The 15134-nt window shown below is 63.6% G+C and carries 15 protein-coding genes; 10 read left to right on the top strand and 5 right to left on the bottom strand.

The window, feature by feature from the left end; translation table 11 throughout:
- Positions 1-38: 38 nt before the first annotated feature.
- Positions 39-950, bottom strand: coding sequence for a myo-inosose-2 dehydratase (iolE, locus tag X727_RS156165; RefSeq protein ID WP_023673064.1), 912 nt, complete (start codon positions 948-950; stop codon positions 39-41).
- A gap of 208 nt (positions 951-1158) precedes the next feature.
- A complete protein-coding gene (locus X727_RS156170) occupies positions 1159-1446 on the bottom strand; it encodes a DUF3175 domain-containing protein (RefSeq protein ID WP_023673065.1) in 288 nt (95 codons plus the stop codon).
- A 231-nt stretch (positions 1447-1677) separates the two neighbouring features.
- Between X727_RS156170 and X727_RS156175 the strand changes: the two genes are divergently transcribed.
- The 7 genes from X727_RS156175 to X727_RS156205 all read left to right on the top strand — a co-directional run bounded on the left by X727_RS156175 (position 1678) and on the right by X727_RS156205 (position 9664).
- Positions 1678-2850 (top strand): MFS transporter, encoded by a 1173-nt coding sequence (locus X727_RS156175; RefSeq protein ID WP_050587434.1) that lies wholly within the window; start codon positions 1678-1680, stop codon positions 2848-2850.
- Between the two features lie 159 nt (positions 2851-3009).
- Positions 3010-4038, top strand: a complete 1029-nt coding sequence (locus X727_RS156180; protein WP_023712085.1) for a LacI family DNA-binding transcriptional regulator — start codon at positions 3010-3012, stop codon at positions 4036-4038.
- A gap of 325 nt (positions 4039-4363) precedes the next feature.
- Positions 4364-5488, top strand: coding sequence for a sugar ABC transporter substrate-binding protein (locus tag X727_RS156185; RefSeq protein ID WP_023833938.1), 1125 nt, complete (start codon positions 4364-4366; stop codon positions 5486-5488).
- 93 nt (positions 5489-5581) lie between these two features.
- The gene (locus X727_RS156190; protein WP_023687963.1) at positions 5582-7147 is read left to right on the top strand and encodes a sugar ABC transporter ATP-binding protein; all 1566 of its coding nucleotides are present in this window, start codon (positions 5582-5584) and stop codon (positions 7145-7147) included.
- Positions 7144-8124 (top strand): ABC transporter permease, encoded by a 981-nt coding sequence (locus X727_RS156195; protein WP_023687964.1) that lies wholly within the window; start codon positions 7144-7146, stop codon positions 8122-8124. Before X727_RS156190 ends, X727_RS156195 begins: the two co-directional genes overlap by 4 nt.
- Positions 8121-9107 carry an ABC transporter permease gene (locus tag X727_RS156200; RefSeq protein WP_023673071.1) on the top strand — a complete coding sequence of 329 codons (987 nt, stop codon included), beginning with the start codon at positions 8121-8123 and terminating at the stop codon, positions 9105-9107. Before X727_RS156195 ends, X727_RS156200 begins: the two co-directional genes overlap by 4 nt.
- A gap of 2 nt (positions 9108-9109) precedes the next feature.
- Positions 9110-9664 (top strand): gluconokinase, encoded by a 555-nt coding sequence (locus X727_RS156205; protein ID WP_023673072.1) that lies wholly within the window; start codon positions 9110-9112, stop codon positions 9662-9664.
- On the opposite strand, the gene X727_RS156210 is transcribed toward X727_RS156205, so the two are convergent.
- Positions 9659-10804 (bottom strand): hypothetical protein, encoded by a 1146-nt coding sequence (locus X727_RS156210; protein WP_023833937.1) that lies wholly within the window; start codon positions 10802-10804, stop codon positions 9659-9661. The genes X727_RS156205 and X727_RS156210 overlap by 6 nt on opposite strands.
- 85 nt (positions 10805-10889) lie before the next feature.
- Between X727_RS156210 and X727_RS156215 the strand changes: the two genes are divergently transcribed.
- Positions 10890-12458 (top strand): acyl--CoA ligase, encoded by a 1569-nt coding sequence (locus X727_RS156215; protein ID WP_023833936.1) that lies wholly within the window; start codon positions 10890-10892, stop codon positions 12456-12458.
- A gap of 63 nt (positions 12459-12521) precedes the next feature.
- Here X727_RS156215 and X727_RS156220 read toward each other — a convergent pair whose 3' ends face one another.
- Both X727_RS156220 and X727_RS156225 read right to left on the bottom strand, forming a co-directional pair.
- The gene (locus X727_RS156220; protein ID WP_023833935.1) at positions 12522-12971 is read right to left on the bottom strand and encodes an Rrf2 family transcriptional regulator; all 450 of its coding nucleotides are present in this window, start codon (positions 12969-12971) and stop codon (positions 12522-12524) included.
- Between the two features lie 260 nt (positions 12972-13231).
- A complete protein-coding gene (locus X727_RS156225; protein WP_023833934.1) occupies positions 13232-14218 on the bottom strand; it encodes a sulfate ABC transporter substrate-binding protein in 987 nt (328 codons plus the stop codon).
- Positions 14219-14458: 240 nt separating this feature from the next.
- On the opposite strand from X727_RS156225, the gene X727_RS156230 reads away from it, so the two are divergent.
- The gene (locus X727_RS156230) at positions 14459-14731 is read left to right on the top strand and encodes an AbrB/MazE/SpoVT family DNA-binding domain-containing protein (RefSeq protein WP_023682213.1); all 273 of its coding nucleotides are present in this window, start codon (positions 14459-14461) and stop codon (positions 14729-14731) included.
- Positions 14731-15129: a type II toxin-antitoxin system VapC family toxin gene (locus X727_RS156235; RefSeq protein WP_023699656.1), complete on the top strand. Its 399-nt coding sequence runs from the start codon at positions 14731-14733 to the stop codon at positions 15127-15129. The genes X727_RS156230 and X727_RS156235 overlap by 1 nt, the downstream gene beginning before the upstream one ends.
- Positions 15130-15134 lie beyond the last annotated feature (5 nt).

Below are 15134 nucleotides of genomic sequence, written 5' to 3'. Positions count from 1 at the left end.
GCGCCCAACCGGCCCAACCACCAGCCCCCCGGCGGTGGTTAGGCCATGTCTCGTATTGCCACGTCGAACCCGGCCGCGCAGGCCGTTTTGAGAAGCGAAGCGTAACCTTTCGTGGCATAGGTCAAGGGGTGTGCCTTGGCCGGATCCTGCTCGGCCTCGACGACGATCCAGCCTTCGAAGCCATGGCTGGCCAGAGGCTGCAGCAGCGACAGGAAATCGACGGAGCCATCGCCGGGCACGGTGAAGATTCCTTCCATCACTGCCGCCATGAAACTCATGTCCTCGCGCCGTGCCTTCTCCAGCACGGCCGCGCGGACGTCCTTGCAATGGAAATGCACGATGCGGTCGAGATGCCGGTTCAGGAGGGAGGCCGGGTCGCCGCCTGAGAACAGACAATGGCCGGTATCGAACAGCAGGCCGACGCTCTTGCCGGTTGCGGCCATCAGCCTGTCGACCTCGTCATCGCTCTCGACGATCGTGCCCATATGGTGATGGAAAGCCATGCCGACGCCGAAGGCAGCCATGCGGTCGGCGAGTTCGGTCAGCTTCTCGCCATAGGCGGTCCATTCGCCGTCAGCGAGGCGCGGACGCTGTGAGATCGGCGCGAAAATGCCGTCATGACGGCCGCGCGAGGTGTCGGCATAGACGACGACCTTGGCGCCGAGGTCGCGCAGCAGGGTCAGATGCGAGGTGAGGGCGGCGAATTCCTCGTCGACCGTGCGGTCCAGAATGCGGCCGTCATACCAGCCGGAGACGAGTTCCAGTCCGTAAGAAGACAGGATCGGTCCAAGCTCGTCGCTTCGCCTGGGGAATTTGCCGCCGAGTTCGGTGCCGCGATAGCCGGCCTGCCTGGTTTCCGACAGGCATGTCGCGAGCGGCGTATCGCCGCCGAGTGCGGGAACATCGTCATTGCTCCAGGTGATGGGATTGATGCCGATCTTGACCGTCATGCCGCTACTTCAAAGGGCTCGGGGAAACACAAAGCCGAGGCCGGCAAACTGAGGGGAAAGAGGACCTGTCACTAGGTCCAGTTGAGGTGAATTTGGTAGAGCCAATCGGGAGCGCTAAAGCGCGTCCCGTTTGAACGGACTAAGTCGACGCGCTTAGGTCTTTGCATGTCGTTGTCTCAAAACCGGCGCCACTTTTGAGCGACATGCATTAATCCTGCTGCGGCCTTCCGAAGGCCGCGCGCAGTTCGTCCTTGGCGTCCTCGAGCACTTTCCGGCGCGCCTGCGGCAGGTTCTTGCCGGCGCGGTTGATGTAGAAATTCAGCATCGACATGGCCGACTGAAACGGCTCGGCCTTGCGGCGGTCGCTGTGCTCGGCCGAGCGCTTGAGCGAGGCCGCGATCTTCCTGGCGTCGTCGGCTTCGAAGATGTGGTCCTCGAGGTCCATCGCATCGCTGTGCTCGGTCACCTCGGCCGACCATTTCTTTTTCGCGGTCATGACAAACTCCTTCCTGTCGCAAAAACTCGAGCAGGCCGCCGCCGGTTCCCGAGAAAGTCGCCGGGCCGCTGGAGCCACGGATCATGGCCCTGTGGCGCTGCCCGTCGCGGTGAATGCGCCGATAGTGGCGACACAACGGTCGACTTCCCAGGACCGTAAACAGGAAACGCCTTGACCCCGATCGTCGCCAATCAGGCGGATAGCCCCGGCATCGACAGCAGCTACGCCTGGATGCGGCTTGCCATCTCCATGCTGCTGGCGACGATCGGTGCGGTCGGCATGTGGGCCGTCGTCGTCGTGCTGCCGGCCGTGCAGGCCGAGTTCGGCGTTGACCGCGCCGCGGCATCGATGCCCTACACCGCAACCATGGTCGGCTTCGCCGCCGGCAATGTGCTGGTTGGCCGCGCGGTCGATCGCATGGGGTATTGGATCCCGGCACTGCTATCCTCGGTGGCTCTCGCCGCCGGCCTGCTGCTCGCCGCGCTGTCGACCTCTATCCTGCAATTCACCCTTGCCCAGGGCGTGCTGATTGGTGTCGGCACATCGGTGATCTTCGGGCCGCTGATCGCCGACATCTCGCACTGGTTCAACCGTCGGCGCGGCGTCGCCGTCACAGCTGCGGCGGCTGGCAACTATCTCGCCGGAGCGCTCTGGCCAACCATCATGCCGACACTGATCAAGGCGGAAGGCTGGCGCTTCACCTATGCCGGCATCGGTGTCTTCTGCCTGGTCACCATGGTGCCACTGGTGCTGTTGTTGCGGCGCGCTGCTCCGGCGGCGGCTGCCGCCGGTTCGCCCGGAAGCCGGCCAGTGCAGTCGATTTCGCTGTCGCCGGCGGCGTTACAGGTGCTGCTGATCGTTGCCGGTCTCGGCTGCTGCGTGGCGATGTCGATGCCGCAGGTGCACATCGTCGCCTATTGCATGGATCTTGGCTACGGCATTGCGCATGGCGCCGACATGCTGTCGATCATGATGGCGGCGGGTGTCGTCAGCCGGCTCGCCTCCGGCTTTGTCGCCGACCGCATCGGCGGCGTGAAAACCCTGCTTATCGGTTCCGTGCTGCAATGCCTGTCGCTTTTGTTTTACATCCCGTTCGATGGGCTTGCCTCGCTCTATGTCGTGTCGCTGGTGTTCGGCCTGTCGCAAGGCGGCATCGTGCCTTGCTATGCCATCATCGTGCGCGAATACCTGCCCGCCAGGGAGGCCGGCCAGCGTATCGGCATCGTCATGATGGCGACCATCTTCGGCATGGCGATCGGTGGCTGGATGTCGGGCTGGATCTACGACCTGACCGGCTCTTACGCCGCCGCGTTCCTCAACGGGATCGCGTGGAACTTGCTGAACATAGTGGCCATCGGGCTGCTGCTGTGGAAAGCAAAACGCAGTGCTGCCCTGATGGCTTAGGAAGGCAGGATTGCCCTGTTGCTTGACAAGGGCGATTGGCTGCGCGACGCCAGCAGGCGAGTGGGTGCGGCAGCAGCCGGTTGGCATGGTGGCAGTGGAAAAGCTGAACATGGTTTCGCAAGGGCGCAGCGGCCGGGGCCTGGCACGTGGAGGATGTCCATGACCAAGCCGCGCTCGCGTCGTGGGGGCGGCCGCCCGACCCTATCAGATGTGGCGCGCAAGGCCGGCGTCGGCGCCATTACCGTGTCGCGGGCGCTGCGCGAACCGGAACGCGTCAGCCAGGATCTGCGGCGCCAGATCCAGGCCGCTGTCGACGAACTTGGTTATGTCCCGGATCCCAATGCACGGGCACTGGCCTCGGCGCGCGCCGATGTGTTCGGCGTGCTGGTGCCGTCGCTGACCAACAACGTCTTCGCAGAAGTGGTGCGCGGCATCTATGACAGCCTGTCGGACGGCCCGTTCCGCGTCCAGCTCGGCAACACCCATTATTCCGGCCTCGAGGAGGAGCGCCTGCTGCAGGTGTTCGCACCGCAGCGCCCGGCGGCGCTGATCGTGGCCGGCATCGACCAGACGCCGACCTCGCGAAAGCTGCTGGAGAGCGCGGGCTGCCCGGTGGTGCAGGTGATGGAGACCGGGCCCGATCCGGTCGACATGCTGGTCGGCTTCTCGCATTTCGACGGCGGCCGCACCGCGACCGAGCATCTGATCGAGGCGGGCTGCCGGCGGATCGGCTTCATCGGCGCACGCATGGACCCGCGCTCGCAGCGGCGGCTTGCCGGCTATCGCGCGGCAATGGAGAAGGCCGGCCTGTTCGACCCGCGGCTCGTCACCACCACTCCGCTACTGTCCAGCGTGACGCTCGGCCGCGAGCTGCTTCGCGATGCGCTGGCCAAGATGCCGGCGCTCGACGGCGTTTTCTGCAACAATGACGACATCGCGCTCGGCGTTTTGTTCGAATGCCATAGCGCCGCGCTCAACGTGCCGAAAACAATCGGCATTGTCGGCTTCAACGACCTCGAAATGATGCAGGCGGCGTTCCCGCCGCTCACCAGTATCCGCACCCCTCGCTATGAAATCGGCCGTCGGTCTGTCGCCATGGCGCTGGCGGCGATCGCAGGACGAAGGCCTGAGCAGCGGGTCGTCGATCTCGGTTTCGAACTCAAGCCCCGCGAGAGCACCGCACGCTGAACACGCTTTGGCTGCCTCAGCAAATGGTGCTTTACACAACGTCATGGTAGCGCTACCATTTTCGTCGGGCAGACGTTTTGATGAAAGGCCGCCCCTGTTTATTATACATAAGCAACAGCTCATGCTTGTTTATTATGTATAATATGCTAGTTTCGTTTCTCGCCTGTGAAGCGGCGAGGGGGAGGGGATCGGGCCGGCTTCGGGCCCTTGAGACGTGGCGCCGGCCAGGCTGGAGGGCCTTCGGCAGGCGTGGAAAACACACCACGACAAACAGCATCAAATAAACAAGCAGCAGCAAACAAAACTACAACTGGGAGGAATATCGATGATCAAGTCACTTGTTGGTGGCATCGTTGCCGCCACTGCATTCGTCATGCTGAGTTCGTCGGCCATGGCCGACCCGGAAGTTGTCAAGGGACCGTCGGCTGAGCCGGATTGCTTTGCGCCCTGGGCGGCCGATACGCAGTTCTTCAAGTACCCCAAGAAAGACGGCCCATACCGCATCGCGCTCGCCAATGGCTATATCGCCAACACCTGGCGCATCCAGATGGTGCAGACCGCCAAGGCCTATGCGGCCCAGCCGGAGGTCGCCGCGAAACTGAAGGAATTCAAGGTCGTCTCGACCGGCGAGGACGTGCCGGCTCAGATTTCGGCGATCAACAACTTCATCGATTCCGGCTATGACGCGATCGTCGTCAACGCCCAGAACCCGACCGCTTTCGGGCCGGTCATCAAGCGCGCCAGGGAAGCTGGCGTCATCCTCGTCGCCTTCGACAATATTCTCGACACCAAGGACGCCATCAACGTCAATGTCGACCAGAAGGGCCTTGGCGAATTGTGGGGCAAATGGCTGGTCGGCCATGTGCCGAATGGCGGCAAGGTGCTCGAAGTGCGCGGCGTTGCCGGAACTTCCGTGGACACCGACCGTCACAACGGCATCCATGAAGCGCTCGATGCCTCCGGCAAGAAATGGGACGTCACCGAGGTGGTCGGCAAATGGGACGACGGCGTGGCGCAGAAAGCCACGGCCGACGCCATTGCCACCAACGGCCCGTTCGACGGCATCACCGGGCAAGGCGGCGACACCGGCATCGTGCAGGCGATGATCGATGCCAAGCATGCTTTCGTGCCGTTCGGCGGGGAGACCGAGAACGGTTTCCGCAAGTTCTGCGCGGCACATGCCGGCGACGGGCTGAAATGCTCATCGGCCGGCACCGGTCCGGCGCAGGTCGCGGTCGCCATCAAGACGGCGATTGCCGCGCTCGAAGGCAACGTCGTGCCGCAGGCAGTGAAACTGCCACTGGCGATCGTCGAGGATCCGAACTTCAAGGCCGGTCAGGATTTCTTCCCCGACCAGTCCGACAATTTCTTCGTCGGCAATTCCTTCCCGACCTGCGGCATCAATTTCACCGCGCAGGAAATTATGGGCCAGACCAAAGCTGACCAATAGGGCTGACCAATAGGCGGCATATCCGGCGCCGCGGGATCTCCGCGGCGCCGGCCACTCGATATCCCTTGAAGTCAAACTGCCTCGGGAGGGCCGATGGACGGTGCGGTTCCGCTCTTCCGGATGGAAGGCATATCCAAGCGCTATGGTGGTGTGCGGGCGCTGGAAAAGGCCGAGCTTTCGGTCTCGTCCGGTAGCATCCACGCCATTCTCGGCGAAAACGGCGCCGGCAAATCGACGCTGATCAAGGTCATGGCGGGCGTCGTCGCGCCCGACGAAGGCCGCATGATGCTGAACGGCAGCGAGGTGACGTTCGCTTCGCCTGCTGCTGCAAACAAGTCCGGCATCGTCTGCATCTTCCAGGAGCTGTCGCTGGTTCCCGAACTCAGCGTTGCCGACAACATCGTCATCTCCGATCCGCCGAAGCGTTTCGGCATGATCGACCGCAAGGCGCAGCGCCGCATTGCCGAGGATGCGCTGGCACGCGCAGGTGCGGCCGACATCCATCCATTGGCGCTGGTCAAGGATCTTCCGCTTTCAAGAAGACAGATGGTCGAGATCGCCAAGGCATTGGCCAGGAAGCCGCGCATCCTGATCCTCGACGAGGCGACCTCGGCGCTGACCGCGACGGACGTCGCCAGGATATTCAGCGTGCTCAAGCGATTGCGCTCGGAAGGGCTGGCGCTGCTTTACATTTCGCACCGCATGAACGAGATCGCCGAGCTTGCCGACCACTGCACGGTGTTTCGCAACGGCCGCAATGTCGCCAGCTACAAGGCAGGCACAAAGAGCGACAACGAAGTCGTCGAACTGATGATCGGGCGCGAATACAGCCATATTTTCCCGCCGAAACCCGCGCGCACCGCAGCCGCCGCCGTTCCTGTGCTGGAGGCGCGCAAGCTGTCCTGGACGGACCGGCTGGACAATGTCTCGCTGACGGTCGGGGCAGGCGAGGTCGTCGGCCTTGGCGGCCTGGACGGCCAGGGCCAGCGCGAATTGCTGCTTGCCTTTTTCGGTGTGCTGCGCGGCCTCGGCGGCCAGATCCTTATCGACGGCAAGCCTGTTTCGATCGCCAGCCCCCAAGCGGCGCGCGACGACCGCATCGGCATGGCGCTGATCCCGGAGGACCGCAAGACCGAAGGCCTGATGCTGCCGATGACGGTGCGCGAGAACCTCTCCTTTGCCGCCCTAGACCGGCTGTCCAAGGCCGGCATCATCGACCGCGCCGCCGAACAGCGGCTGATCGACGACATGGTCGGGCTGCTGGCGATCAAGACGGCCGGCCTCGACATTCCGGTCGGTGCGCTGTCGGGGGGCAACCAGCAGAAGGTGGTCATCGCCAAATGGCTGATGCGCCAGCCGCGTATCATCCTGCTCAACGATCCGACGCGCGGCATCGACGTCGGCACCAAGCAGGAACTCTATCAACTGATGCGCAAGCTGGCGGATGCGGGGGCGGCGATCCTGTTCTATTCGACCGACTATGACGAACTGATCGGCTGCTGCGACCGCGTGCTGGTGCTCTATGACGGCGCGGTCAAGCGCGAGCTGGTCGGGGCCGAGATCACCGAGCGGGCGCTCATTGCAAGCGCGCTCAACATCCACGGCGATGACGCCGGCGCGAGAGACGATGCCGGCGCAAGACAGGGAGCGGACGCGTGAAAGAGTGGCGCTACCGGCTGGCCGAGCAGCGCGGAACACTGATGGCACTCGGCATATTCATTGTCATGTTCGTCATCTACACCTCGAACCATCCGGCGGGCTTCACCGCCAATGTCGTGCAGACGGCGTCCAACAAGGGCGTGCTGCTCGCCTTCGTCGCCATGGCGCAGACACTGGTCGTGATCACCGCCGGCATCGACCTCTCCGTCGGCATGATCTTCACGCTGACCAATTGCCTCGCCTCCTGGCTGGTCATCGGCACCGGCCTCGAGACCGCTTTCGGCGTCATCGCCGTGCTCGGCACCGGGCTCCTTTGCGGAGCGATCAACGGCGCCATCGTCATCTACGGCCGCCTGCAGCCGATCGTCGCCACGATCGCCACGGGTGCGGTCTATTTCGGCATCGCGCTGCTGCTGAGGCCGTTTCCCGGCGGTTCGGTCAACGAAGGTCTCGCCGACGCGCTGACCGGACGCCTGTTGGGCGTGGTGCCGGCGAGCCTGGTCGTGCTGCTCGCCGTCGTGCTCGTGGTCTGGGTACCGTTCAGCCGCTCGGTGCTCGGGCGCGCGGCCTATGCGGCCGGGTCCTCGGAGACGGCGGCCTACATGTCCGGTGTGCCGATAAGGCGCGGCAAGTTCGCTGCCTACGCGCTCGCAGGCCTGTTGGCCGCGATCGGCGGACTGTTCCTGACCTTCTTCACCTATACGGGCGATGCAGCCTATGCCAGCGGCAACGCCTATACGCTGTTTTCAATCGCCGCGGTGGTGCTGGGCGGCGTCTCGCTGTTCGGCGGCAAAGGCGGCGCCATCGGCGCCATCTTCGGCGCGCTGGCCTTCCGCACCATCGGCGACCTGTTGTTCGTGTTCGATTTCGACCCGCTATGGCAGCCACTGTTCCAGGGCGTTATCCTGCTGGTTGCGGTCAGCCTCGGCGCCTTCGCACTGTTTCGGGTCCGCAACCGGCTGGAGTGGTTCCTGTGAGCGAAACGACGTTGGGCGGCATAGCCGGCCGCATGCCGAAATTCATCCGCCGCGCCGATCCGGCGGTGCTGACGGCCTTCGCCTGCATCGTGCTGTTGCTGTTCCTAGGCAGCCTCTATTCCAGGAGCTTTCTGTCGCCTGAATATCTCTTGCAGCAGCTCAAGGTGGCCTCGTTCCTCGGCGTCATCGCCACAGGCATGATGCTGGTCATCCTGCTAGGCCAGATCGACCTGTCGGTGCCGTGGGCGGTGGCGGCGGGCGCGATGATGGCGTGTGCGGCTGCGGCCTATGGCCCGATCGGTGTGGCGCTGGCCATCCCGTTCGGCATCTTCTGCGGGGTGCTGATCGGCATCGTCAACGGCTTTGGCGTCGCCTATCTGCGCATACCCTCGATGATCATCACGCTCGCCACCAACGCTGTCGCGCAAGGGCTCATGGTCGTTTATACCGGCGGCTACTCGCCACAGGATTCGGCCACCGGCGCCATGCGCTATCTTGCGACAGGTTTTACCATTCCTGGCGTGCCTAACGCCGTCATCATCTGGGCGCTGATTGGCGCTGCGATGGTGTTCGTGCTGTCCCGCACCAGCTTCGGCCGCACCGTCTACGGCATCGGCAACCGCGAGCGTGCCGCCTATCTCTCCGGCATCGATACAAGGCGCGTGGTGATGATCGCCTTCGCTATCTCAGGCGGGCTGTCCGCCTTTGGCGGAGTGCTTCTCGCCGGCTATGCCTCCAAGGCGGCGCAATCGATGGGCGATGCCTATCTCCTGCCGTCGATCGCCGCCGTGGTTCTGGGCGGCACCTCGATCCTGGGTGGCCGCGGCTCCTATCTCGGCACCGTCGCCGGTGTCATCCTGATCACGCTCCTGCAGTCCATCCTTTCGGTCATGCAGATGCCGGAGGCGGGGCGGCAGATCGTCTATGGCCTGGTCATCGTTGCCATGCTCCTGCTCTACGGCCGCGCGCCGGCAAGCCGCTGACCATGGACGAAAAGACCGCAAAGGCGCCAATGGGCGCTACCGGCTCAGTGCCTCGGGCCATTGTGGTGATGGGCGTCGCCGGCTGCGGAAAATCGGCTGTCGGCAAAGCATTGGCAGCAGAGGAAGGGGCCGTCTTTGTCGAAGGCGACAGGCTGCACCCACCCGAAAACGTCGCCCGCATGGCGAGCGGCGAGCCGCTCACAGATCAACTGCGTGAGGGCTGGCTCGATGCCATCGGCGAGCGGATCGCCGACCTGACCGGCAGCGGCCAAAGCGTGGTTGCCGCCTGCTCGGCGCTGAAGCGCAGCTACCGCGATCGTCTGCGTGGCTTCCGCCGGGATATCGATTTCATCTATCTGAAGATCGATCCCGCAACCGCCAAGCAGCGTGTCGCCAACCGCAAGGGCCATTTCATGCCGGCAAGCCTGGTCGAAAGCCAGTTCGCCATCCTTGAGCCGCCTGGCGCCGACGAGCGGGCGCTGACGGCCGACGCCACACTTCCAGTGGCTGAGATCGTCACCGCCGTTGCCAGCCTGCTGGCCGGCGCAAAATCATGAACCACCCTCGTCGGGCAAGGCGGTTTCCGGCCGTTCGGTGAACCGGTCGGCGCCGGACCAGACCATCATTTGCTCGGGATAGAGTTTCAGCGCCTCCAGCAAGCGGTCGCGCTTGAGCAATATGTACTCGGCCTGCAGCGCCATGTTCTTGGCGCCGGCTCTGGCCGCGCGCTCGCCGGCCTCTGCCGGGGCCGGCACCAGTTCGGGACTTAGGACGGCGCGGTATTGGCGGAACGGATCGGTCTCGAAGGTCGACATGGAAAACAGCGCCGCCTTGCCTCTGGCAGCGAAATTCGTCGGCGCCGAGGCGAGGTGAGTCCAGCCGCTCTCGCCAAGGCCGACTTCGGTGAATGTCGAGCCGGCATGCACGGTGTTGGTCACCAATACGACGCCGTTGTTGCCAAGGATCTTCTGGATCCGGCCGGTGACCTGGTAGGCGTCGCTGCGGTCGAACACGATCCGGCTTTTCAGGAAACGGTTCTCGACCCGAACCATCGGCGGGTTCAGGAAGCGCAAGCCGAAGGTCGAATCGGATATGCCGTGAGCCCTGACGCTGAGCTGGTGTGTCTCGATACCGGCCTCATGGAGAGCGCGTTTGCCGATGATGGTCTGTGCCGTGAACTGATCGCACCAGATGATAGCGCCGTGGCCGCGCTTCAGCGCCGCTTGCAGGCCTTCCAGGCCCTCCAGCCGGATATCAGGTGACCAGCGGCGGCCGATGAGATGCGCGGCAAGCAGCAAACGCCGGCGGTGGTTGGCGCAGCGCAAGGCCCTGAACTGCCTTTGCGCATCGATGCCATTGCCGAGCACGGCGCGCGTCGCGGCGGCGTAGCGCACGAAATCCTTGCGGATATGGCGCTTGAGGCGCAGCCCCGATACGCGGCTGCAGACCGCGGCCCACCAATCGACCGGCAGCGATGCCGCGACGCCGATGTAGAAGGCGGCCAGCAGCAGCTCGCGGAGATCCCTGTTGTTGAAGGTGCGCAACTTGCCGGCGCGGACCTGCTTGCGGCTGAAGAAGCGGACATGCTCGGCGCGTTCGGGCACCAGGATGTCGGCGATGATTTCCGTATGATAAATGACGGCGGAAGATGGTGTCCGGTCGGCTTTCCGGGATTTTCCCAACCACGGCAGCCTCATCCGATCGGTGTCCACCTGTTCTTGCGTGCGTCCGGAAATCGCTTTACTGCGTCTGCCACGGGCGCGCAATCGCGCCGGCAAGGCCATGGTGAACGCCATTCAGGGTTCGAACTTGAAACAGGCCCTATCGGTAGCACTTCCCCAACTGGCGCCCTGGCGGCCGGCTGCGGTGGCGCTGATGGCGCCGGACCGGCCATCCCTGAGCTTTGCCGGCCTCGCCAATCTTGTCGACAAGCTCTGCGGCGATCTCGCCAGGCGTGGCGTTGCCCGCGGCACGGCCGTCGGCATCGTCTTGCCCAACGGCCCGGAAATGGCGGCCTGTTTCCTGGCGGTCTCGGCGTTGGCGACGGCGGCGCCGCTCAATCCGGCTTACGGCGAAGACGAATTCCGCTTCTATCTCGGCGATCTCGATGTGAAGCTGCTGCTGTGCGGACAAGGCATGGGCGATGCCGCGCGCAACGCCGCAAAGGGGCTCGGCATTGCGGTGCTCGACGTCGTCGTGACTGACGGCGCCAAGGCCGGCGAGTTTCTGCTGGCGGGCGACGCCGAGGTGGAGGCTGCCAGCGAGGCTCGCCTCGACGATATGCAGCTCAACGGGCCGGACGATTTCGCGCTTGTCCTGCACACATCGGGAACCACGGCGCGGCCGAAGATCGTCGGCTTGCGGCAGCGCAATCTGCAGGCATCAATGGCCAACATCGCCCGCACCTTGGCGCTTTCGGCAGACGATATCTGTCTCAACGTGATGCCGCTGTTCCACATTCACGGGCTGATGGCGGCGCTCAGCGCACAGCTGGCAGTCGGCGGCGCTGTTGTCTGCACGCCGGGCTTCAACCCGCTCAAATTCTACGGCTGGCTGGGCGACTTCAGGCCGAGCTGGTACAGCACGGTGCCGACCATGCATCAGGCGATCCTGGCGCGCGCCGCCCGCAATGGCAAAACCATCGCGGCTGCGCGGCTGCGCTTCATCCGCTCGTCTTCGGCAGCGCTTCCCGACACCGTGTTCCGCGACCTCGAGCGCGTCTTCGGCTGTCCGGTGGTCGAGGCCTATGGCATGACCGAGGCGGCGCACCAGATGACATCCAACGGCCTGCCGCCTGCGCGCCGCAAGCCAGGCTCGGTCGGCCTGCCTGCGGGTCCGCAGGTGACGATCCTGGACGACAAGGGGACGATCCTTCCGGCGGGTGAAAAGGGCGAGATCGCGGTGCGCGGCGCCAACATCCATGATGGCTATCTCAACAATCCGGTGGCCAATGAAGCTGCCTTCAGCGATGGCTGGTTCCGCACCGGCGACCAGGGCCTGATCGACGAGGATGGCGATCTGAAGATCACCGGGCGGCTGAAGGAGATCATCAATCGCGGCGGCGAAAAGATCTCGCCGCTCGAAGTCGACAATGTCCTGCTCGATCATCCGCTGGTGGCGCAGGCGGTGACCTTTGCCGTGCCGCACGCCATGCTCGGCGAAGAGGTGGGTGCGGCCATCGTGCTGGCCGAGGGCGCCACCGCCGATGCCGAGCAGATACGCGATTTCGCGCGCAGCCGGATCGTCGAGTTCAAGGTGCCGCGCCACATCCTGTTTCTCCAGGAGATACCCAAGGGTCCCACCGGCAAGATCCAGCGCGTCGGCCTGGCCGGCAAGCTCGGCCTGGTCTGAGTACTCTCATTTGAGCATAATCTTGTCCGAACCGGTTCCCACTTTTCGGGATCATGCTAAAATTTAGATCTGCGACGTCAGCTCGACCGGAAAATCATCATTGTCGGCGTCGCGCATGGCGGCGAGGCTGCGATTGTCCAGCACTTCGGCGATCGCCTGGCGCACTTCCAGCATCATGTGCCGGACCTGGCAGGTCGCCTCGTCGCAATCCTCGCAGCGCTGGTATTGCGTGCGGCTGGCGCAGGGTATGGGAGCGAGCGGGCCGTCCAGCACGCGCACGACGTGGCCGATCTTGATTTCGGAAGCCCGCCGGGCGAGGCGATAACCGCCTTCCTTGCCCTTGCGGCTGAGGACGAAGCCGGCATTGCGCAGCTCGCCCAGAATGGCATCCAGAAATTTCTTCGGGATGTTGTTGGCGATCGCGATGTCGTTGACGAATGCAAGCTGGCCGACCGGCAGGCCGGAAAGATGCACGAGGGCCTTGAGGCCGTATTTGCCTTTTTTGGTAAGCATGCCCGCTTCAGTTCATGAAAACCCCAACCACCCGCATCTGGCGGTTGTTTGTGTGCAAATCATGACGTTTCGCCTGAACAACCCGGTTTCGCGTAGAACAAGCCGCCCGGTTGAGATGTTAGGCACAAAGGCGTTGATTCTTTGTAACGTTTTCGCCGATCGCGACAGATTCCGCCTGAAAGCCGTTTGTCGGCGCGCGAAATCAAAAAAGCCGGCAAAGCGCCGGCTTTCTTGTGAGGTGAGGTCGAACGCTGCTGATATCAGCGGCTGCCATAGGTCTGGTCGAGCAGACCGCCGGCGGCGAAGTGCTCCTTCTGTACCTTGTCCCAGCCGCCGAAGACGTCTTCCACAGTCAGCAGGCGGACATCGGGGAAGTCGGCCTTGTATTTTGCCGCGACTTCAGCGTTGCGGGCGCGCAGGCCATTTTCAGCCGCGATGGTCTGGCCCTCGGGCGTGTAGAGGAAATCGAGATAGGTCTTGGCGAGGTCACGGCTGCCGTGCTCGTCGGCGACCTTGTCGACGATCGCCACCGGGAATTCGGCGAGCAGGCTGACCGCTGGCGTGACCTGTTCGAACTTGTCGTTGCCATACTCCTTGCGGATGCCGCGCGTTTCCGACTCGAAGGTGATCAGCACGTCGCCGATCTCGCGTTGCACGAAGGTGGTGGTGGCGGCGCGCCCGCCGGTGTCGAAGATCGGCACGTTGTTGAACAGCTTGGTGACGAACTCCTTCACCTTGGCGTCGTCGCCCTTGAAGGCTTCCTTGGCGTAGGCGGTTGCGGCCAGATAGGTGTAGCGCGCATTGCCCGAGGTCTTGGGGTTGGGGAAGATCACCTGCACGTCGTCGCTCACGAGGTCGTTCCAGTCCTTGATGTGCTTGGGGTTGCCCGCGCGGACGAGAAAGGATGGGAGCGAATAGAAGGGCGAGGCGTTGTCGGGGAAATCCTTCTGCCAGTCGGCGGAGACAAGGCCTTTCTTGACCAGAAAGTCGATGTCGGTGACCTGGTTGAAGGTGACGACATCGGCGCCGAGGCCTTCGGCAATGGCGCGCGCCTGCGCCGAGGTGCCGGCGTGCGACTGGTCGACGGTGACGCCCGGATGGCCGGCGACGAAAGCCTTGTTCACCTGGGCGAACAATTCGCGGCCGACATCATAGGAAGCGTTGAGCAATTTGTCGGCCGACCAGGCCTGCGAACAGGCGAGGATCAGGCCGGCGACAGTGGCGACGCTGAGGAAAAATCGCTTCATGAAAACAGGCTCCGATGTGCAATGCGTTGCCAGAACATAGCCGGGCCGGAGGGTGTACTGCGAGGCACACGGGGCAGACGTATGGCGTTACAGCGAAAAAGAAATCGCTGAAGCAGGTTATCGGCGAAATTTCATTCCAGTCGAAATGCCGATGCGTTGGGGTTTTCTGTGGTTTGCAACTCGAGGCCGAGTGGCATATACAAATGGCATATACAAGTGGAACAGACAGGGGAGGCTGCCATGCCGCAGCACCGTCACTCAATACCACCGCCCAGGGAGGCGAAGTTGTTTCGCAACAACCGCAGTCAGGCGGTTCGCATCCCTGTCGAATTCGAGCTGCCTGGCGAGAAGGTCCTGATCAGCCGCGATGGCGACCGGCTGATCATCGAGCCGGTCCGTCAACCAGGCCTCACCGCCTTGCTCACCCAATGGGCGAAAGAGCCGCCGCTTGGTCCTGAAGACGACTTTCCCGAGATCCATGATGCGCCCGTGGGGCCTGAGGATATCTTTTGATGCGGTTCATGCTGGACACCAACATTCTCAGCGACATGATCCGAAACCCTGCCGGCAAGGCTGCCAGTGCGGCGGTTCGCGCGGGAGACGGTGCCCTGTGCACCAGCATCGTTGTCGCCTCGGAGCTGCGCTATGGCTGCGCCCGCAAGGGATCGGCCAAGCTGCTCGCCAAGGTGGAGGAATTGCTCGCCGAGTTACCTGTGCTGCCGCTCGACGTGCCGGTGGATGCCGAATACGGCGCACTTCGTGCCGAACTGGAAGCAAGGGGCCAGGTCATCGGCCACAATGATCTTTTCATTGCTGCCCATGCCTGTGTGTTGGGGACGACACTGGTGACGGCCAACACCGCTGAGTTCCGTCGGATCAAGGGCCTGACGGTCGAGAACTGGCTGGAGTAGCGCCG

The sequence above is a fragment of the Mesorhizobium sp. L103C105A0 genome (assembly GCF_000502215.1).
Lineage (GTDB): Bacteria > Pseudomonadota > Alphaproteobacteria > Rhizobiales > Rhizobiaceae > Mesorhizobium.
The sequence above is the reverse complement of the archived record's forward strand: the minus strand, read 5'-3'. Positions and strand labels throughout refer to the sequence as shown.